23 protein-coding genes are annotated in these 23,585 nt (G+C 31.8%); 16 read left to right on the top strand and 7 right to left on the bottom strand.

Translation table 11 applies throughout. The features are described 5' to 3' along the window. The first annotated feature begins 9 nt into the window (after positions 1-9). The 3 genes from tsaD (at position 10) to G0Q09_RS05415 (ending at position 2,261) form a co-directional block, all read left to right on the top strand. Positions 10-1,029, top strand: a complete 1,020-nt coding sequence (tsaD, locus tag G0Q09_RS05425; protein ID WP_219034198.1) for a tRNA (adenosine(37)-N6)-threonylcarbamoyltransferase complex transferase subunit TsaD — start codon at positions 10-12, stop codon at positions 1,027-1,029. Further along, positions 1,029-1,736, top strand: a complete 708-nt coding sequence (locus tag G0Q09_RS05420; protein ID WP_219034197.1) for an RsmE family RNA methyltransferase — start codon at positions 1,029-1,031, stop codon at positions 1,734-1,736. Before tsaD ends, G0Q09_RS05420 begins: the two co-directional genes overlap by 1 nt. Positions 1,737-1,907: 171 nt before the next feature. Beyond that, entirely contained in the window at positions 1,908-2,261 is a 354-nt protein-coding gene (locus tag G0Q09_RS05415; RefSeq protein ID WP_219034196.1) for a hypothetical protein, read from the top strand. Between the two features lie 359 nt (positions 2,262-2,620). Here the strand turns inward: G0Q09_RS05415 and G0Q09_RS05410 are convergent, their stop codons facing one another. Continuing rightward, entirely contained in the window at positions 2,621-4,240 is a 1,620-nt protein-coding gene (locus G0Q09_RS05410) for a glycoside hydrolase family 10-like protein (RefSeq protein ID WP_114999991.1), read from the bottom strand. Positions 4,241-4,569: 329 nt separating this feature from the next. Between G0Q09_RS05410 and G0Q09_RS05405 the strand changes: the two genes are divergently transcribed. Then, positions 4,570-4,860 carry a potassium channel family protein gene (locus G0Q09_RS05405; protein WP_219034195.1) on the top strand — a complete coding sequence of 97 codons (291 nt, stop codon included), beginning with the start codon at positions 4,570-4,572 and terminating at the stop codon, positions 4,858-4,860. A 36-nt stretch (positions 4,861-4,896) separates the two neighbouring features. On the opposite strand, the gene G0Q09_RS05400 is transcribed toward G0Q09_RS05405, so the two are convergent. Together G0Q09_RS05400 and G0Q09_RS05395 are read right to left on the bottom strand one after the other, a co-directional pair. Further along, the gene (locus G0Q09_RS05400; protein ID WP_219034194.1) at positions 4,897-5,631 is read right to left on the bottom strand and encodes a DUF2911 domain-containing protein; all 735 of its coding nucleotides are present in this window, start codon (positions 5,629-5,631) and stop codon (positions 4,897-4,899) included. 4 nt (positions 5,632-5,635) lie between these two features. Further along, positions 5,636-5,797: a DUF5522 domain-containing protein gene (locus G0Q09_RS05395; protein WP_160279602.1), complete on the bottom strand. Its 162-nt coding sequence runs from the start codon at positions 5,795-5,797 to the stop codon at positions 5,636-5,638. A gap of 161 nt (positions 5,798-5,958) precedes the next feature. Here G0Q09_RS05395 and G0Q09_RS05390 point away from each other — a divergent pair, with 161 nt between their 5' ends. The 3 genes from G0Q09_RS05390 to G0Q09_RS05380 are packed head-to-tail and all read left to right on the top strand — an operon-like array spanning position 5,959 to position 8,282. After that, the gene (locus G0Q09_RS05390) at positions 5,959-6,285 is read left to right on the top strand and encodes a hypothetical protein (protein WP_038336313.1); all 327 of its coding nucleotides are present in this window, start codon (positions 5,959-5,961) and stop codon (positions 6,283-6,285) included. Further along, positions 6,286-7,203: a 1-aminocyclopropane-1-carboxylate deaminase/D-cysteine desulfhydrase gene (locus G0Q09_RS05385; RefSeq protein WP_219034193.1), complete on the top strand. Its 918-nt coding sequence runs from the start codon at positions 6,286-6,288 to the stop codon at positions 7,201-7,203. Further along, a complete protein-coding gene (locus G0Q09_RS05380) occupies positions 7,200-8,282 on the top strand; it encodes a glucosaminidase domain-containing protein (RefSeq protein ID WP_219034192.1) in 1,083 nt (360 codons plus the stop codon). The genes G0Q09_RS05385 and G0Q09_RS05380 overlap by 4 nt, the downstream gene beginning before the upstream one ends. Before the next feature lie 42 nt (positions 8,283-8,324). On the opposite strand, the gene G0Q09_RS05375 is transcribed toward G0Q09_RS05380, so the two are convergent. Continuing rightward, complete coding sequence (locus G0Q09_RS05375; protein ID WP_181816294.1) at positions 8,325-8,909, bottom strand: TlpA family protein disulfide reductase; 585 nt, start codon at positions 8,907-8,909, stop codon at positions 8,325-8,327. A 158-nt stretch (positions 8,910-9,067) separates the two neighbouring features. On the opposite strand from G0Q09_RS05375, the gene queA reads away from it, so the two are divergent. The 4 genes from queA to G0Q09_RS05355 are packed head-to-tail and all read left to right on the top strand — an operon-like array spanning position 9,068 to position 13,129. Then, entirely contained in the window at positions 9,068-10,117 is a 1,050-nt protein-coding gene (gene queA / locus G0Q09_RS05370) for a tRNA preQ1(34) S-adenosylmethionine ribosyltransferase-isomerase QueA (RefSeq protein WP_038336356.1), read from the top strand. A 7-nt stretch (positions 10,118-10,124) separates the two neighbouring features. After that, complete coding sequence (rlmN, locus tag G0Q09_RS05365) at positions 10,125-11,174, top strand: dual-specificity RNA methyltransferase RlmN (protein ID WP_038336309.1); 1,050 nt, start codon at positions 10,125-10,127, stop codon at positions 11,172-11,174. 12 nt (positions 11,175-11,186) lie between these two features. Then, positions 11,187-12,140 carry a hypothetical protein gene (locus G0Q09_RS05360; protein ID WP_219034191.1) on the top strand — a complete coding sequence of 318 codons (954 nt, stop codon included), beginning with the start codon at positions 11,187-11,189 and terminating at the stop codon, positions 12,138-12,140. A gap of 56 nt (positions 12,141-12,196) precedes the next feature. After that, positions 12,197-13,129 (top strand): polyprenyl synthetase family protein, encoded by a 933-nt coding sequence (locus G0Q09_RS05355; RefSeq protein WP_180906365.1) that lies wholly within the window; start codon positions 12,197-12,199, stop codon positions 13,127-13,129. A gap of 296 nt (positions 13,130-13,425) precedes the next feature. Here G0Q09_RS05355 and G0Q09_RS05350 read toward each other — a convergent pair whose 3' ends face one another. Continuing rightward, a complete protein-coding gene (locus G0Q09_RS05350) occupies positions 13,426-14,199 on the bottom strand; it encodes a GNAT family N-acetyltransferase (RefSeq protein WP_257468073.1) in 774 nt (257 codons plus the stop codon). A 194-nt stretch (positions 14,200-14,393) separates the two neighbouring features. Between G0Q09_RS05350 and kbl the strand changes: the two genes are divergently transcribed. The 4 genes from kbl to G0Q09_RS05330 all read left to right on the top strand — a co-directional run bounded on the left by kbl (position 14,394) and on the right by G0Q09_RS05330 (position 20,312). Then, positions 14,394-15,593: a glycine C-acetyltransferase gene (kbl, locus tag G0Q09_RS05345; protein WP_114999975.1), complete on the top strand. Its 1,200-nt coding sequence runs from the start codon at positions 14,394-14,396 to the stop codon at positions 15,591-15,593. 68 nt (positions 15,594-15,661) lie between these two features. After that, the gene (locus G0Q09_RS05340) at positions 15,662-16,150 is read left to right on the top strand and encodes a hypothetical protein (protein WP_219034190.1); all 489 of its coding nucleotides are present in this window, start codon (positions 15,662-15,664) and stop codon (positions 16,148-16,150) included. 67 nt (positions 16,151-16,217) lie between these two features. Then, entirely contained in the window at positions 16,218-18,905 is a 2,688-nt protein-coding gene (locus tag G0Q09_RS05335) for a PD-(D/E)XK nuclease family protein (RefSeq protein ID WP_219034189.1), read from the top strand. Between the two features lie 138 nt (positions 18,906-19,043). Then, positions 19,044-20,312, top strand: coding sequence for a dicarboxylate/amino acid:cation symporter (locus tag G0Q09_RS05330; RefSeq protein ID WP_219034188.1), 1,269 nt, complete (start codon positions 19,044-19,046; stop codon positions 20,310-20,312). A 79-nt stretch (positions 20,313-20,391) separates the two neighbouring features. Here the strand turns inward: G0Q09_RS05330 and G0Q09_RS05325 are convergent, their stop codons facing one another. Then, a complete protein-coding gene (locus tag G0Q09_RS05325; protein ID WP_219034187.1) occupies positions 20,392-20,709 on the bottom strand; it encodes a GNAT family N-acetyltransferase in 318 nt (105 codons plus the stop codon). 102 nt (positions 20,710-20,811) lie between these two features. After that, on the bottom strand, positions 20,812-22,044 hold the full coding sequence (locus G0Q09_RS05320; RefSeq protein WP_219034186.1) for a metallophosphoesterase: 1,233 nt from the start codon (positions 22,042-22,044) through the stop codon (positions 20,812-20,814). 155 nt (positions 22,045-22,199) lie between these two features. Between G0Q09_RS05320 and G0Q09_RS05315 the strand changes: the two genes are divergently transcribed. Further along, positions 22,200-23,438, top strand: coding sequence for a GTP-binding protein (locus G0Q09_RS05315; protein WP_219034185.1), 1,239 nt, complete (start codon positions 22,200-22,202; stop codon positions 23,436-23,438). Positions 23,439-23,585 lie beyond the last annotated feature (147 nt).

Raw genomic sequence — 23,585 nt, 5'->3', positions numbered from 1 at the left:
CAAGGAATTATGAGCGATAAAAACTACATTTTAGCCATAGAATCTTCTTGTGATGATACAGGCGCAGCAATTATTGACGGAAATAAAATTATTTCTAATGTTGTGGCAAGCCAAAAAATTCACGAAATATATGGTGGCGTAGTACCAGAATTAGCTTCGAGAGCACATCAACAAAATATTGTTCCCGTCGTAGATCAAGCCCTAAAACAGGCAAATATTAACAAAGAAGAACTTAAAGCAATCGCGTATACACGTGGTCCAGGATTGATGGGTTCGCTTTTGGTTGGCGGAAGTTTTGCGAAATCTTTCAGTCAATCATTGGATATTCCGTTGATTGAGGTTAATCACATGCAAGCACATATTTTGGCAAATTTTATTGAAGATGCCAACGACGAAAAACCAACTTTTCCATTTTTATGTTTGACTGTTTCTGGTGGACATACACAAATCGTGAAAATCAACAGTTATTTTGAGATGGAAATTTTAGGTGAAACAATTGATGATGCAGCTGGTGAAGCTTTTGATAAAGCAGGTAAAATTTTAAACTTACCATATCCTGCAGGTCCAATTATTGACAAAAAATCTAAGATTGGAGATCCTACAAAATTCAAATTTGCAAAACCAAAAATTGATGGTTTAAACTTTAGTTTTAGCGGTTTCAAAACGTCAATTTTATATTTTATTCAGAAAGAGGTCAAAGCAAATCCAAATTTTATAGAAGAAAATATTGATGATTTGTGCGCTTCTATTCAACGTTCTATCGTAAATATTTTGATGGAAAAAGTAAAAAAAGCATCGGACGAAACTGGAATTAAACAAATTGCAATTGCAGGTGGAGTTTCTGCAAATTCTGAAATTCGTCAACGATTAAAAGATGGAGAAACTGAATTTGGTTGGAAAACTTTTATACCAAAATTTGCTTATACAACAGACAATGCAGCGATGATTGCAATGGTTGGAAGTTTAAAATTTGATCAAGAGTTATTTACAGAAAACACAGCGAAATCTGTAGCTAAATACCATATTTAATGAAATTATTTTTTGGAGAAATTCATCATGACACAGCTATTCTCAACGAAGAAGAAAGTCATCATTTTGCAAAAGTTTTACGCGGAAATGAAGGCGATTTGGTGCACGTGACAGATGGAAAAGGAAATTTGGCTGAAGTTGAAATTACATCAATTTCTAAAAAAGCAGTTGAAGGAAAAGTTGTTGACTTAAAAGTAAATTTCGAGCAGAAAAATTACTATTTACATGTTGCAATTGCACCAACAAAAACAATGGAACGTTTGGAATTTTTCTTAGAAAAAGCAACTGAAATTGGTATTGACGAAATTACTTTTTTACAGACTTTTCATTCGGAACGAAAAAATATTAAAATCGAGCGAATTGAAAAAATTGTACAATCTGCAACCAAACAATCGTTGAAAGCGTATTTGCCAAAAGTAAATGATTTGACAAAATTCAATGAATTTATCAAACAGGATTTTGAAGGTTTCACGAAATGTATTGCGCATTGCGAAGCGGATATTGAACGTACGCCTTTACGAACAGTTTTGGAAAATAATCCGCAGAAAATTTTGATTATGATTGGTCCTGAAGGTGATTTTTCGAGAGATGAAATTTTCGCTGCAGAAGATCACAATTTCACAGGAATTAGTCTTGGATATCAACGTTTCCGTACTGAAACTGCAGCTTTACAAGCTGTTTTTGCCGTTGATTGGGGATTGAAATAATATAATTAAGAAAGTTGTTTCAAAAATGTCATTTCGAATGAAACGTAGTGAAATGAGAAATCTAAATTACAGATTTCTCCATGCGTCGAAATGACATGACTAATTTTAGTCTTTTGAAACAGCTTTTTTCTTTCATTCGAAAATAAATATCTTTATCAAAATTTAAAACTTATGAAAAAATTAGCACTTATTTTGGGATTATTCATCGGTAATTTTTCGGTTGCGCAAACTGTAAATGATGTTCCGATTAAAGATATCAATGTTGATTATGTACAGATTATTGGAACTGGGCGAGGTTTGAGTACAAAAATGAATATTCGATTGGATTTTGGACAAGAAACCAAATCAATTTCTTTTAAAACTGGTTTGAAAATAAAAGATGAACGCGGAATTGCAGTAAAATTTAATTCAATGATTGATGCGTTGAATTTTATGTCTGAAAACGGATATGAATTTCAGTTTGCCTACACATCAAAAGAAAATGATAACGATGCGCTTTATTATATTTTAAAGAGAAAAAAATAAAAAAATCCTCAACTTATGTTGAGGATTTGTGTTTTATATTAAATTCTAATTTTCAACTTTCTTTTTCTTCAACATAAAAAATATGCAGAATATAAACGTTACTGAATAAATAATACCTAATGCTGTATTTTTAAACGTAAAATCTTGAAAATTAAACTCTCTTAACAAAGCTAGTCCTATTGGAAATGCAATAAGCGCAAAAATAATATTGAAACCTATTTTATTTTTCATATAATTATGGTTATTTAAATATGTGTTAAACTATTAATGTATAATCAAATATACAAAAACAACAAAGTTGTAAAAACAAAAAAATCCCCAACTTATGTTGAGGATTTATATTGAGAGAAATTCAATTCTTAATTAATTTTTTGAGCAACGTAATCACTTTCGTTTCCTAAACGATCGACAGCTTTTAGTGCAACTGCTGTTAAACTTTTACCATCTTTGTGTTTCAAAATTGTTTGGTTTGTTTTGGTTTTATCCAAAATAGACGTTTCCCAATCGTTGTTGTAACGTGTGTATAAAATCCATTTCGAAACATTTGAATTCATTTTATAATCATTCCAATTCATCACAACTTCTGACGCTTTCATATTTACAGTCAAACTTGGTTTTACCAAACGATCTGCTTTTATCCAATTCATAGTTGGCACCAAAGCTTTAGCTTTGTATGGACCTTCTTTCAGATAACTCAACATCGAAGGATTTTTCGTTAATCCAGCAATACTCCAGTGAATAACACCCACATTGTTTTGTAAAATTTCTCCAGCCATTTTTACCTGATTTGTAATCTCAGTTGTTCTATCCGAAACTTTCACTTCTACAGTATTCAAACCTGGCCAAAGATGACGATTATGTGTGTTTTCTGATTTCCACCATTCTAATAATTTCGGAAAACTTTGTCCTGTCGAATTAATTGGCCAATACAATTGTGGCGAAAAATAATCAACCCAACCTTTGTTCAACCATAATTTTGCATCTGCATACAATTCATCATATTGCGAAGAACCTGTAATTCCAGCAGGATATCCTGGTTTCCAAATTCCAAAAGGACTAATACCAAATTTTACAAAAGGTTTTTCTGCTTTGATTTCTTTATAAATACGCTCAATAATTGTATTCACATTTTGACGACGCCAATCTGCTCTCGACAACATTCCTCCATTATTCTTGTAAACATTCCAAGTTGAATTATCTGGAAAGTCTGCACCACCATTATACGATGCATATGGATAGAAATAATCATCAAAATGAACACCATCAATATCATAACGCGAAACGATATCACGAACAACTTCCGAAACGTGATCTTGCGTTTTTTTGTCAGCAGGATCAAACCAATACATGCCATTTTTCAATCTCACCACATTACTTGGCGATCTTTTCACCATCGATTCGTTTGTCACTGGACCTCCACTACTGTGATGCGCTCTGTAAGGATTTAACCAAACATGCAACTCAATTCCACGTTTGTGTGCTTCTTCCACCCAAAATTCTAACGGGTCATAATATGGCGAAGGCGCCTTACCTTCTTCTCCAGTTAAAAAGTAAGACCAAGGTTCGAAATTACTTTTATACAAAGCATCTGCCGCTGGGCGAACCTGAAAAATAACAGCATTAAAATTGTTTGCTTCTAACATATCCAACAACTTTATTGCTTCATCTTTTTGTTGCGTTGTTGTCAAATCTTTTTTAGAAGGCCAGTTAATATTTGCAACAGAAGCTACCCAAGCTGCACGAAACTCACGATTTACTTCAGGTAGTTTTACTGTAAAAACTTCATCTTTCTTGTTCGGAATTTCAGTTTTTGGCGTAGTAGCAATGGTTGACTTCGTAGATTCGACAGGTTTTATAGGCTGCTTAGATTCTACTTTTTTATAAACTATTTTTTTCGAATTTTTATTTGAAGCACACGAAGATAAGCCAATTGTAGCTATTCCGAAACACATCAAAATATATTTAAAATTAATTTTCATTCGTTGAAATATGTATTTTTAGCGTTACAAAATTAGTAATAAAGCTTTATTAATCCAGATTTTATCAAATATTTAGGATATCTAGATTTTCCTTCTGTATTAAATTTACAAAATTTTTAGCTTCAAAAAGTATTTTATAAATTTTATTCTTTACATTTTTGTATTCATCTATAATTGATAAAAATATGTTTCTAATTATATGTTTTGGCATATTGATTATTTGTGTGAATGTTATTTTACAATCAACTGTCACGGTTTATTCGCTAAAATATCTACATAAATTTAATCTCAAAAAACAACGTTTAACGTTTAGTCAAGTAATTTGGCAAATGGCATTATCTGTTTCTTTGCTTACTTTGTTACATGGCGCACAATGTACAATTTGGGCGGCTACTTTTTATTTCAATCCAAATATTGACAATTTATATAGTTTTCAAGAAGCAATCTATTTTTCATTAATCACATTTACAACCGTTGGTTATGGTGATGTTGTGATTGATAGTGAATGGAAAATCATGGCTGGGTTAGAAGCTATAAACGGAATTATGATGGTAGGCTGGTCAACGGCGTTGATGTTTTCTTACCTACAAATTATCTTAAAAAAGAATATTTCTGAATAAAAAAATCCCTTCAAAAATTTTTGAAGGGATTTTTAGTTAATATTTATTTTTTTCCAAATTAGCTTTCAATTCTTTGTAATAATCTGGTGCATTAGCATCTTTTTCTAAAGCTGTATTGACCCATTTCAACGCTTGATTTCGATCCAATTTATTCGAATAATAGAAGTTTGCCGAATTGTAAAAATCTCTTGCAGAAGAATTTTCGTTCAATTGATCTCCAATCATTTTTAAAACTTCGTTAATTGTATTCGTTTCAATATCCAAAACAACCGTTGTGTTATCCCAAGCTAATACCAAATTCGCTGATTTTTGCGTCACATTTGTAAAACGAATCTCAAACGTTTCTGTCTTATTGTTCATCGATTTTGTTGACGGAGCTTTCACTTTCAAAGCGATATTCGACTCCTTCCACTCTTTCGGATTTCCCCAGTTTTTCGTGTCTTTGTAAAAAATTACCTCCCACTCCTCTTTATTCGGAATGCTATACAACGCATATTCGCCAGCAGCCAACTCTTGTCCATTCACTTTGATTGGTTTATCAAATTTGATGACCGTATTTTCATTCGCACCAGTTCGCCAAACTTCTCCATTCGGTACCAATTTTCCAAATACTTTTCTTCCGTTTACATTTGGTCGATTATATTCAACTTCAAATTCTGTTAAACCTACTTTTTGTTCAACTTCAGCATGAGAACTTACCGCGGGAAATTTCATTTGAGCAAAAGCACAACTTCCTATTAACAAAGCTAAAACTGTTGATGTTATTTTCATATAATTATTTCTTATTCTTTATTTTATCTGTTTTTTTATCGTATCCATACGGACAATGTTTGCATCCACTTTTACAACAATACCCTCTTTTTTTTAGATATTGTTCAGTAAATATTCTGAAACCTTCTGGAGATAAATAATAATCTCCTTCTTCAAACTTTTTCATTTCTAACGCTGTGAATTTACAACTTTTATCTATAAACTATCATTAATTTTGGTATGATAATTATTTGCGAAACTTCTTCTAAATTTACGCTTTTTAACGCTTTTTAAATCAATATCTTTTCAGATTGATTAATTTTGCAATAAAATCGAATTACCTAAATCATGTTTGTAGTTGTTTTGCGTCATTTATTCCGAAAGAATTTTATTGGAATTACCATTTTTCCTTTCATTTTTTTGAGAGATAAAAAACTGAAAAATGATGAAGTTTTAATCAATCACGAAACCATTCATATCATTCAACAACTCGAACTTTTGGTCGTTTTTTTCTATCCTTTTTATTTTATTGAATATGCCATTCGATTGATTCAATATCGCGATCAACACAAAGCATATCGCAATATTAGTTTTGAGCGTGAAGCTTATGCAAACGAACACAATTTGAATTATTTAAAAAAACGAAAATTTTATAATTTTCTAAAATATATCTAAATGATTTGGAACGATTTTAAAGCTCAAATTCAAAACATTGACATCAAACATTTAACTTCTCAAAATATTCAACTTTCTATATTAAGAGAAGATTTGATTCATCCAGAAATCTCTGGAAACAAATACCGAAAACTGAAATATAATTTTATTGAAGCTGAAAAACAAGGTTTCAAAAAATTGATAACATTTGGAGGTGCTTTTTCTAATCATATTGCGGCAACGGCAGCAGCTGGACTATTACATCATTTCGAAACTATCGGTTTTATTCGCGGAGAAGAATTGAAGGATAAAATCGATGAAAATCCTACATTACGTTTTGCAAAAGAATGTAGAATGCAATTGCATTTTATTTCGAGGGAAGAATACCGAAAAAAGGATGAAGTAGAATTTATTAATCATTTAAACACTAAATATCCAAACACTTACGTTATTCCAGAAGGAGGTACAAATGATTTTGCAATAAAAGGTTGTGAAGAAATTCTGTACGATGATTGTTTCGAATATGATTTTATTGCTTCGGCAATCGGAACTTGTGGAACAATTGCTGGATTGATTGAAAGCTCGAAACCTCATCAAAAAGTTTTAGGTTTTCCGAGTTTAAAGGGAGATTTTATCCAAAATGAAATCGAAAAATTGACAAATAAAACGAATTTCACTATTTTTAATGATTATCATTTTGGCGGATATGGGAAAGTTTCGGATGAATTAATTACTTTTGTAAATGATTTCAAGCGAATTAACCATATTCAATTGGATCCTATTTACACTGGAAAAATGGTTTTTGGTATTTTTCAATTAATTAAAAATCATTATTTTAGTGATAATTCTAAAATTCTTTTGGTTCATACAGGCGGATTGCAAGGAATTGAAGGAATGAACAAACTTTTAAAGAAGAAGAACAAAAATATTATAGAATGAAAAAATTGTTATACATTTTTAGCTTAGTGTTGTCGATTTCGACGCAAGCACAAGAAAGTAGAGACATAACTTACATTCGAAAACATGCTATTTTAGCTGTTGAAGAAATGCAACTTTACAAAGTTCCAGCAAGTATTACGTTAGCACAAGGATTATTGGAAACTGGAGGCGGACAAAGTAAATTAGCCGATCAAGCCAATAATCATTTTGGAATAAAATGTAAAGGTCCTGAAGAATGGTCGTTGGATAAACCTCGTATTTATCACGATGATGATTCGAAAGGAGAATGTTTTAGAAAATATTCTTCAGTTGAAGAAAGTTATAGAGATCATTCTAAATTTTTGGCTTTAAGACCTTATTACAAAGCTTTATTTTTCTTAGATCCGACAGATTATAACGCTTGGGCAAATGGTCTGAAAAAATCTGGTTATGCAACTGATCCAAAATATGCTTCAAAATTAATTTCGAGAATTGAGAAATATAATTTAGATCAATTTGATAAGATTTCTCCAGAAGAAGTTTATACAAAATTGTATACATTATACAACAATCAGGATGATATGATGATGGCAAATAATTCATCGAAATCTAAAACGAAGAAAGAATCTAAAACAATCAAAGAAGAAATTGCATTAGCGTCTTATCAACCAAATAATAATAGTATAGAGAAAAATGAGCCTAGTGTAAATAACAAAACAATTGCTTACGAAACTCGTCCTCAAAATCCTACAACTCGCATTAAAAATCACAAGAATAATATTCCTTATATTGTTGCTCAAGCGGGAGAAACAATTGCGACTATTTCTAAAACATACAACAAAGTTCCTTCGGATATTGCGAATTTCAATGAAATACAAATGGGTTCTAAATTGAAAGATGGACAAATTGTATTTTTCGGAAAAAAGAAAACAAAAGGTTCTGATTATTCATACAAAGTACAAGAAGGTGATGATATGTACACGATTTCGCAACGTTTTGGTGTAAAAGTAAACAACCTATATAAACTAAATCGTATGGAACCAGGTGAACAACCTAAAATTGGTCAACGTATTAATTTGAAAACAAAAGTTAGAGCATAATGAGCTCAATAATAAAAAAAAGCTTCCAAATGGAAGCTTTTTTTATTTCATCATTTTGAGAATATCAACCAATTGTTGATTGATTCCTCCTGTTTGATAATCCATCGGTGCAGGCGCGCGATCAATCATAATATTTCCTTCTTTGTCTAAAATAATAAAAGTCGGAATGTATTCTATCTTATAATCAAAGCCAAAGTTATCTTCTCTTCCTGCAAATAACTGTACACCAGACATCTGATTTTCTCTCACCATTTTTTCCCAAATTGGCTTATCTTCTAATTTATCCAAAGAAACACTTACAAAATGAATTGGTGCATTATGAAATTGTTTTTCCAATTCTTTCATAAAAGGAATTTGAACTTTGCAAGGTCCACACCATGTTGCCCAAATATCCATGTAGACATATTTTCCTTTGAAATCTGATAAGTCAAATCGTTTTCCATTGATATCAGCCAAAGAAAAATCTGGTGCTTTTATCAATTCTTTCGGAATTTCTGATTCTGGTGATTCTTTTTTTGCAACAGAATCAATCTTTTCTATTTCAGCAGATTCTTCAATTTTTTGTTCGGATTTATTACAACTAAAAAATGTAAAAAACATTGATAGTAATAGTAGTTTCGTTTTCATTTTATTTTTCAAATAAGTATTAAAAAACTTGATAATATCTATAAGTCTTTCGTCAAAAATAAACATTTAAACGTTAGCAATTTCATAAAATACCTCAATTCACTTGACAAAGGGGTATCTGACATCGTATATTTGCAAAAAATTGTACAATTATGAAAATGAAAACCTCCGATTTCGACTTTACTTTACCTGAAGAACTTTTAGCAGATCGCCCTTCTGAAAACAGAGACGAAGCTCGCTTAATGGTTGTTCACCGTGACACCGGAGAAATTGAACATAGACAATTTAAAGATCTTATCGAGTATTTCGACGAAGGAGATGTAATGATTCGTAACAATACGAAAGTTTTCCCTGCTCGTTTGATGGGTAACAAAGAGAAAACTGGTGCTCAAATCGAAGTTTTCTTGCTAAGAGAATTAGATGCTGAGACTCGTTTATGGGATGTTTTGGTTGATCCAGCGCGTAAAATCCGTATCGGAAATAAATTATTCTTCGATAATGATGATACATTAGTTGCAGAGGTTGTTGACAATACGACTTCTCGTGGACGTACTTTACGTTTCTTATTTGATGGATCTTACGAAGAATTCCGTGCAAAATTGAAAGAATTAGGAGAAACTCCACTTCCAAAATATATTTTACGTGATGTTGAACCAGAAGATGCAGAGCGTTACCAAACAATTTATGCAAAACACGAAGGAGCTGTTGCTGCACCAACAGCTGGTTTACACTTTTCTAAACACTTATTAAAACGTTTAGAAATTAAAGGTGTTGATTTTGCTGAATTAACATTACACATTGGTTTAGGAACTTTTCAAGCTGTAGAGGTTGAAGATTTATCTAAACACAAAATGGAGTCTGAGCAAGTTATTATTCCTCAAGAATCTGCTGATCTTGTAAATCGTGCAATTGACGAGAAGAAAAAAGTTTGTGCTATTGGTACAACTTCTATGCGTTCTATCGAATCTTCTGTTTCTGCAGATGGTCATTTAAATGCATTTGATGGTTGGACGAACAAATTTATTCACCCACCATACGATTTCTCTATTGCAAATTGTATGATTACAAACTTCCACACACCAAAATCTACATTAATCATGATGATTTCTGCGTTTGCTGGACACGATTTAACAATGAAAGCATACAACGAAGCTGTAAAAGAAGGATACAAATTCTACTCTTACGGAGATGCAATGTTAATCTTATAAGACAAGTTTGAGTACAACAAAAAAAGATATACGAAAGCTTTCACAAGCTGAGATTGAAGATTATTTCAAAGAGATTGGAGAAAAATCATTCCGCGCAAAACAAGTGTACGAATGGTTATGGAAAAAGAATGCGCATCAATTTGATGACATGACGAATATCTCAAAAGCTCTACGTGAGCAATTGGGAGAATCTTTCCAAATTCAACCTGTTGAAGTTGATCTTCTACAAAAATCTAACGACGGAACCATCAAGAATGCGGTTAAACTTCATGATGGTAACGTTGTGGAATCTGTTTTAATTCCGACTGATTCTCGCACAACTGCATGCGTTTCTTCGCAAGTTGGTTGTAGCTTGGATTGTACTTTTTGTGCAACAGCGCAATTAAAACGTATGCGTAACTTAACAGCTGCCGAAATCGTCGATCAAGTTGTGATTATCGATGAAGAAAGTAAACGTTATTTCAATCGTCCTTTAAGCAATATCGTATTTATGGGAATGGGAGAACCTTTGTTAAATTATAACGAAGTAATTTCTGCCATCAAAAAAATCACATTGCCAGAAGGACTAGGAATGGCTCCAAGACGAATTACAGTTTCTACTTCGGGAATTCCTAAAATGATTGAAAAACTGGCTGACGAAGATTTACGTGTTAACCTTGCGGTATCTTTACATTCGGCTCGAGAAGAAGTTCGTAATGTGATTATGCCTTTTTCTGTTAAATTTCCGTTGACGGATTTAATGGATAGTCTTCAATATTGGTACCAACAAACAGGTTTACGAATTACGTTCGAATATATTGTTTGGGGCGGTGTTAATGATAAAAAAGAAGATATCGATGCATTGGTAAAATTCTGTCGAAAAATTCCTTCTAAAGTGAATATTATCGAATATAATTCGATTGATGACGGAATCTACAAACAAGCATCAGAAGAAGCAGTTAACAATTATATCAAAGCTTTAGAATCCAACAATATTGTGGTAAATGTACGTCGTAGTCGCGGAAAAGATATTGATGCTGCTTGTGGACAATTAGCCAATAAAACTGGAAATGATTAAAAAAATAATCAAATGAAATATTTAGCCATATTTTTATTTTTGATTCTAACTAAATTCTCTTTCGCGCAAATAGTAGAAAACATCGATACAATTTCTATTGATGATTATAAAATGGAAAGTATCAACTTACCTCCTACTTTGAACGAAATTTCGACTTTAGAATATGAAAAAGAAGATAAAAATGTGGCTTCTTTTTGGGGTTTAAACGATTCTGATTCCAAACCAGAATTGTATCGTTTTGATGCAAAAACAGGTGAAATTATCAATACAATTTTCATCACAAATGCTCCAAATATCGATTGGGAAGAAATGTCTTCGGATGATAATCGAATTTATTTTGCTGATTTTGGAAATAATTTGGGCAAACGAAAAGATTTAGCTATTTATTTTATCGAGAAATCAAACATCGATTATTCAAAATCTTATCAGCAATTAAAAGCTGAAAAAATAGAATTTTATTATCCAGAACAAGAAACTTTTCAGTTCAAAAATATGACGACAAATTGGGACGCAGAAGCATTTTTTGTCTACCAAAATCAATTGCATATTTTTACAAAAGAATGGTCAAATATGTCAACGTCTCATTATGTTGTTCCTATTGACTCTTCTAAAAAACACGCAGCCAAAAAGTTAGAAACTTTTCCTACAAATTACGCTGTAGCTGCTGCTTATATCGATGCTGATGTAAATAGTTCTACCAAAGGAATTTATCTATTGGGCTACACAAAAGAAGCGTTAACTTTTATCAATTGGTTCGATTTGCCAAAAGATAACAATCAGTTATTCTTCACTTCTCAAGTTAAAAAAATAAGTTTACCTTTGGGCTTCACGACACAGTTGGGACAATTGGAAGGTATTTCAGTTTTGCCAACCGAAAACAAAATTTGTTTTAGCGGAGAGGAATTTAACTATAAAGGATTCTATGCAAAACAGGTTGTACATTGCATCAATAATTTTACGAATTAAAAAAATAAATTTTGGGTAACACGGTAGATTTGATTAAAGCTCCGATCGCGGAGGAAATGAAATTGTTTGAACAGAAATTCTTCGAATCGATGAAGAGTAATGTTTCGCTTCTTGACCGTATTTCCAATTATATCGTGCGCAGAAAAGGAAAACAAATGCGTCCGATGTTTGTATTTTTAACTGCAAAATTAAATGGCGAAGTACAAGAACGTACCTATCGTGCAGCTTCTTTTATCGAGCTTATTCACACCGCAACTTTAGTACACGATGATGTAGTGGATGATAGTACATTGCGTCGTGGTTTCTTTTCACTTAATGCGATTTGGAAGAATAAAGTAGCTATTTTGGTGGGAGATTATTTTTTGTCAAAGACCTTAATTATTTCGACTAAAAACAAAGATTTTGATTTACTTGAAGTTGTTTCGGTTGCGATACAGGAAATTTCGGAAGGTGAATTATTGCAAATCGAAAAAGCGCGAAAACTTGATATTACAGAAGATGTATACTTCGAGATTATTCGAATGAAAACGGCAACGCTTATCGCAGCTTGTTGTGAGGCTGGAGCACGTTCTGTTGGTTGTTCGGAAGAAGTAGCGAAAAAAATGCATCGTTTTGGTGAATTGGTTGGAATTGCCTTTCAGATTAAAGATGATTTGTTTGATTATACCACTTCTAATGCAATTGGAAAGCCTGTCGGAATTGACATCAAAGAACAAAAAATGACGTTACCGTTGATTTATTCAATCAATACAGCGAATGAAAAAGACAAAAAATGGTTGATTAATTCGGTAAAACGTTACAACAATGACAAAAAACGTGTACGAGAAATTATTCAGTATGTAAAAGATCACGGCGGAATTGAGTACACGCAAAAAATGATGAAACAATATAGCCAAGAGGCTTTAGATATACTATACGAATTCCCAGAAAGTGAATTTCGAAATTCATTGGAAACAATGGTGAAATACGTTATCGAAAGAGAAAAATAACAAAAGGACTTCTAATTGAAGTCCTTTTTGTTTTACATTAAGAATTAACAGTTCTAAGCTCTGGATGCGATATTGAAACAAGTTCAATATGACTCCGATAAATTAAGATCTATTTTCAATAATAAATTAGCGGAAAATGTCAAGCTGAATTGAATTCAGCTTCTCATCACTTTAAAAACTAAATCAACCTCACGACATTACGAATTAAGTCAGCTTGGTTCTAGACACTTTGTTTACAACATAAAAAAAGCCATTACAAACCGTAATGACTTTATATTTTGATTAAAACCTTATTTTTAAATGGATTTCTGATAAATATAATCATCCATAATATATCCATTTCCAATGTCAAATGTTTTTGATTCCATATTCTTGAAACCATTTTTCTCATAAAAACGAATTGCTTTCGCATTGTGTTTATTCACCGTTAAATGAACAGCTTTTGCTCCTTTTTCTCGCGCATAATCTACAACTCTATTCAACATCAATTGTCCAATTCCTTTGGTTTGATTAGACTCTTTCAAGTAAATTTTGGATAAGAAAACAGTATTATTTTCATCTAATTTGTAATGCAAATAACCAGACGGAACATTATCAATTTTCAGGATTTCCCAAACATCTCCATTTGCAATTCCTTCGTTTACTTTGTCAGTATTATACATCATATCAATCATATAATTGATTTGATCTTGGGATAATAAATCTTTGTAACATTCGTTCCAAATCTCATTTGCTAAAGGTTGAACCAAATGAATATTTTTTTCATTAACCGTATGAAAATGAGGATAAACGTCCAATTTTACTGGATTTATTTTTTGATTAACTTCTAAATTTTGTAGAATTTCATCTTTACGCTTTTCGATATCTGCAGAAAACATTTCCATTGTCCATTTACGTTTAAGATGATAGTAATAGAAAACACCAATAAATAGAAAAATAATTGTTTCTCCAATCCAAACAAATTTTGACTTACTCAATTCAACAGGATTCATGATATCAATATCAATTATACTAGTTACTTTAAGAGCCACTAATGCAAATACTAATAGAACAATTCCAAAAAAATACATTCCAATAACACTTAGAATTGTTTTAACTTTGTTCTTCTTAAAAAACTTAGCTAAAAAATAATATTGTACCGAGAACAAAAATAATATAATAAAATCCACTTAATTTAAATTTTTATATCTCACAAAAATACGAAAAATATGCCCGCAAACATTTATATTTGTATGAAACATATCAAAACAAAAAGTGATTTATTATGTATAGCGATAAATTTCAAAACTACTTACAAACGCAATTGAATGATTTAGAAGAACAAGGATTATTCAAAAAAGAACGCATCATTGCTTCTCCTCAAAGTGCAGAAATTACATTAGAAAATGGTAAAACATTACTTAATTTTTGTGCGAACAACTATTTAGGATTATCTGATAATAAAGACGTTATCTCAGCTTCTCAAAAAATGTTAGATGACCGCGGATACGGAATGTCTTCGGTTCGTTTTATTTGTGGTACGCAAGATGTACACAAACAATTAGAGAAAAAAATCGCTAATTTCTTAGGAATGGAAGATACGATTTTATATGCTGCTGCTTTTGACGCAAATGGTGGTGTTTTTGAGCCTTTGTTTACAGAAGAAGATGCTATTATTTCTGATGAATTAAACCACGCTTCTATTATTGATGGTGTTCGTTTATGTAAAGCTGCTCGTTATCGTTATAAAAACAATAATATGGCTGATTTAGAGGCTCAATTAATTGTAGCTTCAGAAAAAAATCATCGTTTCAAAATTATTGTAACAGACGGAGTTTTCTCTATGGATGGTATCGTTGCAGACTTAAAAGGTGTTTGTGATTTAGCTGATAAATACGATGCTTTGGTAATGGTTGATGATTCTCACGCAACTGGTTTTATTGGAAAAACTGGACGTGGAACACATGAGCACAACGAAGTAATGGGACGTGTAGACATCATTACATCTACTTTAGGAAAAGCTTTAGGTGGTGCAATGGGTGGATTTACTTCTGGTAAAAAAGAAGTCATCGAAATGTTACGTCAAAAATCTCGTCCATATTTATTCTCTAACTCTTTAGCTCCTGGAATCGTTGGCGCTGCTTTGCAAGTGTTAGAAATGTTAGAAAATGACACAACTTTACGTGATAAAGTAATGTGGAATGCTGAATATTTCCGCAAAGAAATGGTTGCTGCTGGTTTTGATATTCCAGAAGGTGATGCTGCAATTGTACCTGTTATGTTGTATGATGCAAAATTATCTCAAGTAATGGCAGACAAATTATTAGATGAAGGTGTTTATGTAATCGGATTCTTTTTCCCTGTTGTTCCTCGTGATAAAGCACGTATTCGTGTACAATTATCTGCAGCACATACAAAAGAGCAATTAGATCATACAATTGCTGCTTTTACAAAAGTTGGTAAAGAATTAGGAGTGATTAAGTAAGAATTTCTTTTTTTCAATATTATATTAGCGACTAAAAATATTTAGTCGCTTTTTTATATATTTAACTTATGCTTTTCAAAAATAAAACATATCAAATAACGACAAATCTTTCTGAACAAGAAGTTTTTAAAATACTAAATGATAATACAGAAGAAAAAAGAATTCGTTTTTCTAAAAGTAAATATGAATTTGAAGGGATAGTTTATAAAGATCATTTCAATTTGATGAAAACGATTAGCGGACGAAATAGTTTTAATCCTCAAATTATTGGTCATTTCAATACCAACGACAATAAAACCACTATTGTTTACAATTTAGAATTAAACTCTTTTGTTTCAATATTTTTCATTGTTTGGATAAGTATTGTGACTTTATTTTTTATAATCTCACTTTTTCAAATTATTACTAATGGAATTCATAATTTTTTACCTTTAATTTCTATTCCGATGTTATTTTTTGGATTCATATTATATTTTGTTGCTACAAAAATGTCTGAGGATAAAATCACTGAAACTTTTGAAAAATTATTTCAAGAAAAAGTTCAAGAAGTAAAATAATTCAACGCCACGAATTGTCTCTCAAAATCCTTACTTTTACAACAATTCAACGAAAGAAAATTTCAAAATGGCTCAATTCATAGAAAATGTTGTAAAAGATTTAGTCCAAAATCAAAAAAACTTTATCAACACCACTTTAGTTTTACCAGGAAAACGTCCAATGTTATTCTTCAAACAAGAATTTCAGCGTGAAGCGCAAAATATCATTCTTCCACAAATGAAAAGTATCGAAGAATTGATGAGCGAACTTTCTGGTTTAGAAATTATTTCTGGAATTAATCTATGGTTCAAAGCGTATCAAGCCTATAAAAAAATCGTTGACAAGCCTGATTCTTTCGAAGATTTTATCAAATGGGGACCAACTGTTTTGAAAGATTTCGATGATATCGATGCTTCTTTGCAACCTGCGCATAAAGTTTTAGACTATTTGATTTCGGTAGAACGAATTAGTCAATGGGGAGATGGAAAAATTGAGATTGGGAAAAATGAAATCATTCAAAATCACTTAACGTTTTGGGGAATTGTTTCAAAATTATATTTTCAATTACAACAAGATCTGTTGGATTCGAAAGAAGGTTATGCTGGGATGGTTTTTAGAATCGCAAGTGAAAAGGTTGAAGAGATTGTCGAAAACAGAACTTCACATTATGTTTTTGCTGGTTTTAATGCCTTGACAAAAGCAGAACAAGCACTAATTTTTCGATTAGAAAAAGAAAAATTAGCCACTTTATATTGGGATGCAGATAAATATTATTACGAAAATCCGAATCAAGAAGCTGGTTCTTTTCTAAGAAAATACAAAGAAAAAATAAAACCTATCAATTGGGTGGTTGATGAATTTTCGAGACCAAAAAATTTACAGACAATTGGTGTTGCAAAACAAGTTGGACAAGCAAAATATATTGCAGATTTAATTAGAAATCTCAACGAAGATGAGATAAAAAATACCGCGTTGATTTTGGCTGATGAATCTATTTTACCAGCAATTCTCAATTCGTTGCCCGAAAATATCACACATCTCAACATTTCGATGGGAATTCCGTTACGTTCTGTTCCGTTAGCGCAATTTTTCAAATCAATTTTTGAGTTGCAAATGAATCGGGAGAAGTTAGGAAAAGGAACCATGTTTTATTTCAAAAATGTCTTACAAATTCTTGAAAATAAAACATTATCTCTTTTTAGCACAGAAGAAAGTCGAAGATTAATCGGTGATATTCGTTTACAAAATAGAATATTTAATTCTCAAAATTCGATTCAAAATGCCTTAAGAGAATCAATCTTTAAATCTATTTTTCATATTCCGAAAAGCATCACTGAATTTATTCATCATCTAAAAAATTGGACAGACGAATTACTGCATCATCCTTCGATGAACGATTTGTTGACAAAAGAATATTTGTTCTTTTTCAAAAAAGTTTTCAATCAATTGCACGAAAATTTGTTGAGTGTTGATGATATCAAAGATTATAGAACCTTATTTTTATTATACAACAAAATCGTTTCTTCTGAGACAATTTCCTTTATTGGAGAACCTTTGAAAGGTTTACAATTGATGGGATTATTGGAAACTCGTTTATTGAATTTCGATAATATTATCATGACTTCTGTAAATGATGAAATTTTACCTTTGGGACGACAAAACAATACATTTATTCCGTACGACATTCGCAAACAAATGAAATTGAATACATTTACTGAAAATGATTCTATTTATGCTTATCACTTTTATCGTTTGATTCAGCGTGCGAAAAATGCTTATTTCGTGTATGATACCGAAGCTGATGGAATGGGTTCTGGAGAAAAATCTCGCTTTTTAGCTCAAATCAAATTTGAAAGTAATCATGAAGTAAAAGAAACTTTTGCTGCACCAAGTTTTGTCACAAAACCTTTGAAAGAAATCATTGTTCCAAAAACTGACGAAACAATGGCAAAGCTTCAAAATTGGGCTGAATATGGAATTTCACCTTCTTCACTTTCGACCTATTTACGCAATCCGTTAGATTTTTATGAGCAACGTGTTTTTAATGTAAATGAAGTCGAAGAAGCCGAAGAAATTGTAAGCGCAAGAACATTAGGAAACATTGTACACGGCGCATTAGAGGATTTGTACACGCCTTATATTGGACATATTTTGCATGAAAATGATTTCAAAAATATCGAAAAAATAAAAGACAAAACCTTACAAGAACATTTTAGTAAAGAATATAAAGATGGGCATTTGGATAAAGGACCAAATTATTTAATTTATAAAATTGCTGAGCGAATTGTAGATGGCGTTTTGTCTAAAGATACAACTACTGCAAAGGAAAATGAATTTGTAATTCGAGCTTTGGAAAGCAAACACGAAGTTGATTTTGCACTTACAAATGGTAAAATTGTAAAACTGAAAGGTGTGATTGATAGAATTGATTCTGTGAATAATCAAATCCGAATTATTGATTACAAAACTGGTTATGCGAAAGATATTTCGGTGAAAACCGAAGAAATAGAAACCGTTTACCAAAAAGAAGATAAAGCCAAACAATTGCAATTAATTTTCTACGCACATTTATTTTATGCAGACAAAGAGAACTTAACTAAAGACATTGAATTGTGTATTTATCCAATCAAATTTCCAAATAAAGAATTGATTAAGCTTTCTGTAGATAAAAATACCACCATCGATTATTCGATTGTCGAAAATTCTACCGCGCCAATGTCAACATTAATCGAAGAGATTTTAAATCAGGAAATTCCGTTCAAACAGCCAGAATAGTACTCAATACACCATAAAGAAAACCCTTTGTAAACACTACATACAAAGGATTTTATATTTAATTTGGTGTATAAATCGATTTATATTCTTAATAATTTGCTAAAAAATAGTAGTTTTGGAAAAGTTTAAAATCGCATAATGAAAAACAATAAACTTTTTATAGCTATTATTATTGCCCTACTTATCGGGGTTGCGCTTGGAGGATATGTACATTATAATACCTCGCCAGAATTTATTAAAACATTTTCGACTAACATAAAACTTCTTGGTACTGTTTTTATTCGTCTTATTCAGATGATTATTGCTCCTTTAGTTTTCTCAACTTTAGTAGTTGGTATTGCTAAAATGGGTGATATGAAAATGGTTGGACGAGTTGGTGGACGTGCAATGGGGTGGTTTATCACAGCTTCACTTACTTCTTTGGTGATTGGTGCTATTGTTATCAATATAATGAAACCTGGAGAAGGATTGAATATTGAGATCGATGCAAGTTCTGCTCAAGATTTATTAAAAGGTCAAGCTTCGCTTACATTAGAGCATTTCATTACACATATGATTCCTAAATCTGTTTTCGAATCATTTGCAACAAATGAAATCTTACAAATCGTTGTTTTCTCTATTTTCTTTGGTGTCGCAATGGCAGCTTATGGAAAAGAAGGCGAAATGATTACGAAAGCGTTAGATAAAATTTCGCATATCGTTTTAATCATGGTTGGATATGTAATGTGGACTGCGCCATTAGGAGTTTTAGGAACTATTTCTGCTGCTATTGCAACGTACGGATTCGGTATATTCTTACTTTATGTTAAATATTTAATCGCCTTCGTAATTGGTATTTTGCTTCTTTGGGCTGTTTTAATTTTGGTTGGATATTTCATCTTAGGAAAACGAGTAATCGACTTATTAAGACACATCAAAGCGCCATTATTAATCGCTTTCTCTACAACTTCATCAGAAGCTGTATTCCCAAAATTAGTTGAAGAATTAGAAAAATTTGGGGCTCAAAAGAAAATTATTTCGTTTACTTTACCGCTCGGATATTCCTTCAATTTAGATGGATCGATGATGTACATGACGTTCGCGTCGCTATTTATCGCGCAGGTTTATGGAATTCACATGCCGATCGAGAAACAAATTTTGATGTTATTAGTCTTAATGCTTACTTCAAAAGGTGTTGCAGGTGTGCCAAGAGCTTCATTAATTGTAGTGGTTGCAACTTGTTCGATGTTTGGAATTCCACCAGAAGGAATTGCGTTGATTTTACCTATTGACCATTTCTGTGATATGGCTCGTTCGATGACAAATGTACTTGGGAACGCCTTATCTACAGTTGCTGTAGACAAATGGGAAGGACACGTCGCAATTGAGCAAACATATACACACGATGATGATCATCACAAAGCTTAAAATTGCTTTTCAAAAATATAATAAGAAATGCGACCCTATACAGGTCGCATTTCTTATTATAATCTCATTCGTTAACCGATTACAATTCATTATATTTTGGGAATTTAGGATGAACAATTCGTTTCCATTCCGGATGCTTTTTGATGTAGGCATACACATAAGGACAATACGGAAACAAAGGATTTTTATGTTCCTCCAAATAAACCAATGTTTTTTCTACCAAAGCAGCTGCAACGCCTCTTCCTCCTAATTCTTCAGGAACTTCGGTATGAATCAATTTGATAATATCATCTTCTTCTTTATAATCTATAAAAGCGATGTATCCGTCTACATTCAGCTCAAAACGAAAAGCTGATTCATTTTTTACAACCTGTAAAGGAATTAATTCTTCATTCATATTATTTCTTTTTTTATGACAATAATCCGATAAAAATCTGTTTTCAGAATTGATATACATCAAAAAAGCAATCAAAAACTTTGATTGCTTTTTCCTAATACTTTATACTGATTTCAACTCTATTAATGTTATTTCTGGCCAAACACCTACTCTTCCTGGGTAAAAATGATAACCAAATCCGCGATTTACATTGATAATCTTTCCTTCAAAATCATAAAAACCTGCCCATTGCGGATACACATATTGCGCCGGACTCCAACGCAAACCAATTTTCGGAACTTCAATTCCTAATTGCATTCCATGCGTATGTCCAGACAAAGTCAAGTCAAAATGTTTCGGATGATTTTTCAATATCTCATTCCAATGCGAAGGATCATGAGACATCACAATTTTAAAATCTTCTGTATTTACATAATTCGAAGCTGCATCAATATCACCTAATTTCTTAAATCGTGTTCCCCAATTCTGAACGCCAATCAATGCAATTTTTTCACCATTCTTTGTAATAAATCGGTTTTCATTCAATAATAATTTCATTCCAATCTTAGGGAAAATCGCTTTAATTTTCTCAAAATTATCTTGCTTTTCTTCCTCCGTTTTCCAATCCGAATATTCTCCATAATCATGATTTCCTAGCACTGCAAAATTTCCGTGCGGCGCTTGTTTTATTTTAGAAAAAACATCGTACCATTTGTCCATTTCCCAATGAAAATTATTCACAATATCACCCGTAAACAATAGTATATCAAACTCTTGTTGATTAATTAAATCCACTGCATATTCTATTTTCTCACGATTGTCCAAACTTCCCGAATGAATATCCGTTATATGTAAAATCTTGAAACCATCAAACGATTTTGGTAAACGTTGATATGCCAATTTTTTCTTGATTACCTTGAAATTATATTTTCCTAAAGTCATTCCATAAATCAAACTAAAAAAAGGTATTGAAGCTACTGTTAATCCAGAAATCATTACAAATTTTCGACGAGAAGGTAAATAAGAATCTTCTTTTGTTGAATGATTTGTTGCGCGATTAAATAACCACCCAAATCCTCTAAAAATATCTTGAACCAAGAAAAATAGAACCAGAATAATTCGAGGAAAACCAAACAACATAAACAAACCTGTTGCCCACATTGTCGTTTGTGTTTGACCAACATTACGATCAAAAAAGATTAGATTATATCCAAAATTACCCAAAACAAGTAACCACAAAAGCATATTCCCTAAAAGAATATACTTATTTTGAATGAATTTTTTAAAATTAAAATACAGGTAAATTTCAAGTACGATTGAAATAATTATTGACGTGATAACACTATAAACAAACATTATTTTATTTGATTTTGAACAAAAATAAAAGAAATCTTTCTAACAGTGATTTATTATTAAATTCTTAACAGAACATTATAAAATTTATAGATGATTCTACGCAAAAATTTGCGTGATAAAAACGTAACTTTGTAGCATATTTTTAAGCATAAATTATGAAAAATAGACTACCTGTAACGGTACTTTCTGGATTTCTTGGAAGCGGAAAAACGACACTTCTTAATCATATATTACACAACAAAAAAGGACTAAAAGTAGCAGTTATCGTGAACGATATGGGCGCAGTAAATATTGATGCCCAAATGGTTTCTCGCGAAAATGATTTAATTCAAACGGATGAAAAATTAGTTGAATTGAGCAACGGTTGCGTTTGTTGTGAATTACGAGAAGATTTGATCGTAGAAATCGAGAAGTTGGCACAATCAGGGAAATATGATTATTTGGTTATCGAAAGTTCTGGTATTTCTGATCCAGGTCCTATTGCGCAGTCATTGGATTTTGTTTCGCCAGATGGTAAAATTGATTTGCCAAAAGTTGCACGTTTAGACACGTTGGTAACAGTAGTTGACGCTTATAATTTCTTCAAAAACTTAGGAACTGATGAAGATGTTTTTGATCGTGGTTTTACAGAAAACAGAGAAGATAATCGTCCGATTGTGAATCTTTTAATTGATCAAATTGAATTTTCGAATGTGATTATTCTAAATAAAATGGATTTGGTTGAAGAAGAAACGTTGATGAATATTGAAGCGTTTGTGACTAAATTAAATCCTTCTGCTAAAATAATTCCTGCAAGTTTTTCTCACGTTGAATTAACTGAAATTTTGAATACCAATCTATTCGATTTCGAAAAAATTCAGGACATGGATGCTTGGGTAAAATTATTAGAAGAGCAAGAAAAAGAGGAACATCATCATCACGACCATGATCACGAATGCGGCGAACATTGTACGCACGAACACCACGATCATTTGGAAGAAAAATATGGAATGACTTCTTTTGTTTACAGACAAAAAATTCCGTTTCATGCAGAACGTTTTTTAACCTATTTGAATGATAATTTTCCTCCAACTATTTACCGTTCAAAAGGTTTATTTTGGTTAGCAAATCGTCCTGATGAAGCTATTTTCTTGAGTCAAGCTGGTGGTAGTATCCGAATTGATCCTGCGGGGGCTTGGTGGTGCTCGATACCATATGACGAAAGAATTCAGTTTGCAGCTTATCAATTCAATCAAAAAACAATTGACGCCAAATGGTCGAAAGAATGGGGAGATCGAATGATAGAACTTGTTTTTATTGGTCAAGGTTTGGACAAAGAAAAAGTTACACAAGAATTAAACTCTTGTTTGCTGAATGAGCAAGAAATTGCAGAATGGCAAGCAAAACATAATTAAAATAAAAGAGCCTTATTTCGAATTGAAATAAGGCTCTTCTCTATCATCCTTGTTCTGAAGATTTAAACAGATTATTGTATTTACCAAATTCACTTGTCCTTTCCTAAAGGCTCGGTTAATTACAAACAAGTATGTTTGTAATCAAAT

Origin of the sequence: Empedobacter falsenii (assembly GCF_019308355.1) — a bacterium.
Classification (GTDB): Bacteria; Bacteroidota; Bacteroidia; order Flavobacteriales; family Weeksellaceae; genus Empedobacter; species Empedobacter falsenii_B.
Note: the sequence above shows the minus strand (reverse complement) of the source record. Positions and strands in the feature narration are given on the sequence as shown.

Excerpts from the sequence above, each read along its gene's own strand:
- kbl (WP_114999975.1), top strand. The coding sequence starts at position 14,394 with ATGTATAGCGATAAATTTCAAAACTACTTACAAACGCAATTGAATGAT.
- G0Q09_RS05405 (WP_219034195.1), top strand. The coding sequence starts at position 4,570 with ATGGCATTATCTGTTTCTTTGCTTACTTTGTTACATGGCGCACAATGT.
- G0Q09_RS05385 (WP_219034193.1), top strand. The coding sequence starts at position 6,286 with ATGATTTGGAACGATTTTAAAGCTCAAATTCAAAACATTGACATCAAA.
- G0Q09_RS05395 (WP_160279602.1), bottom strand. The coding sequence starts at position 5,797 with ATGAAAAAGTTTGAAGAAGGAGATTATTATTTATCTCCAGAAGGTTTC.
- G0Q09_RS05420 (WP_219034197.1), top strand. The coding sequence starts at position 1,029 with ATGAAATTATTTTTTGGAGAAATTCATCATGACACAGCTATTCTCAAC.
- G0Q09_RS05320 (WP_219034186.1), bottom strand. The coding sequence starts at position 22,044 with ATGTTTGTTTATAGTGTTATCACGTCAATAATTATTTCAATCGTACTT.
- G0Q09_RS05355 (WP_180906365.1), top strand. The coding sequence starts at position 12,197 with ATGAAATTGTTTGAACAGAAATTCTTCGAATCGATGAAGAGTAATGTT.
- G0Q09_RS05380 (WP_219034192.1), top strand. The coding sequence starts at position 7,200 with ATGAAAAAATTGTTATACATTTTTAGCTTAGTGTTGTCGATTTCGACG.
- G0Q09_RS05400 (WP_219034194.1), bottom strand. The coding sequence starts at position 5,631 with ATGAAAATAACATCAACAGTTTTAGCTTTGTTAATAGGAAGTTGTGCT.
- G0Q09_RS05375 (WP_181816294.1), bottom strand. The coding sequence starts at position 8,909 with ATGAAAACGAAACTACTATTACTATCAATGTTTTTTACATTTTTTAGT.
- G0Q09_RS05350 (WP_257468073.1), bottom strand. The coding sequence starts at position 14,199 with ATGTATTTTTTTGGAATTGTTCTATTAGTATTTGCATTAGTGGCTCTT.
- G0Q09_RS05335 (WP_219034189.1), top strand. The coding sequence starts at position 16,218 with ATGGCTCAATTCATAGAAAATGTTGTAAAAGATTTAGTCCAAAATCAA.
- G0Q09_RS05360 (WP_219034191.1), top strand. The coding sequence starts at position 11,187 with ATGAAATATTTAGCCATATTTTTATTTTTGATTCTAACTAAATTCTCT.
- G0Q09_RS05315 (WP_219034185.1), top strand. The coding sequence starts at position 22,200 with ATGAAAAATAGACTACCTGTAACGGTACTTTCTGGATTTCTTGGAAGC.
- G0Q09_RS05325 (WP_219034187.1), bottom strand. The coding sequence starts at position 20,709 with ATGAATGAAGAATTAATTCCTTTACAGGTTGTAAAAAATGAATCAGCT.
- G0Q09_RS05415 (WP_219034196.1), top strand. The coding sequence starts at position 1,908 with ATGAAAAAATTAGCACTTATTTTGGGATTATTCATCGGTAATTTTTCG.
- G0Q09_RS05390 (WP_038336313.1), top strand. The coding sequence starts at position 5,959 with ATGTTTGTAGTTGTTTTGCGTCATTTATTCCGAAAGAATTTTATTGGA.
- G0Q09_RS05330 (WP_219034188.1), top strand. The coding sequence starts at position 19,044 with ATGAAAAACAATAAACTTTTTATAGCTATTATTATTGCCCTACTTATC.
- queA (WP_038336356.1), top strand. The coding sequence starts at position 9,068 with ATGAAAACCTCCGATTTCGACTTTACTTTACCTGAAGAACTTTTAGCA.
- tsaD (WP_219034198.1), top strand. The coding sequence starts at position 10 with ATGAGCGATAAAAACTACATTTTAGCCATAGAATCTTCTTGTGATGAT.
- G0Q09_RS05340 (WP_219034190.1), top strand. The coding sequence starts at position 15,662 with ATGCTTTTCAAAAATAAAACATATCAAATAACGACAAATCTTTCTGAA.
- G0Q09_RS05410 (WP_114999991.1), bottom strand. The coding sequence starts at position 4,240 with ATGAAAATTAATTTTAAATATATTTTGATGTGTTTCGGAATAGCTACA.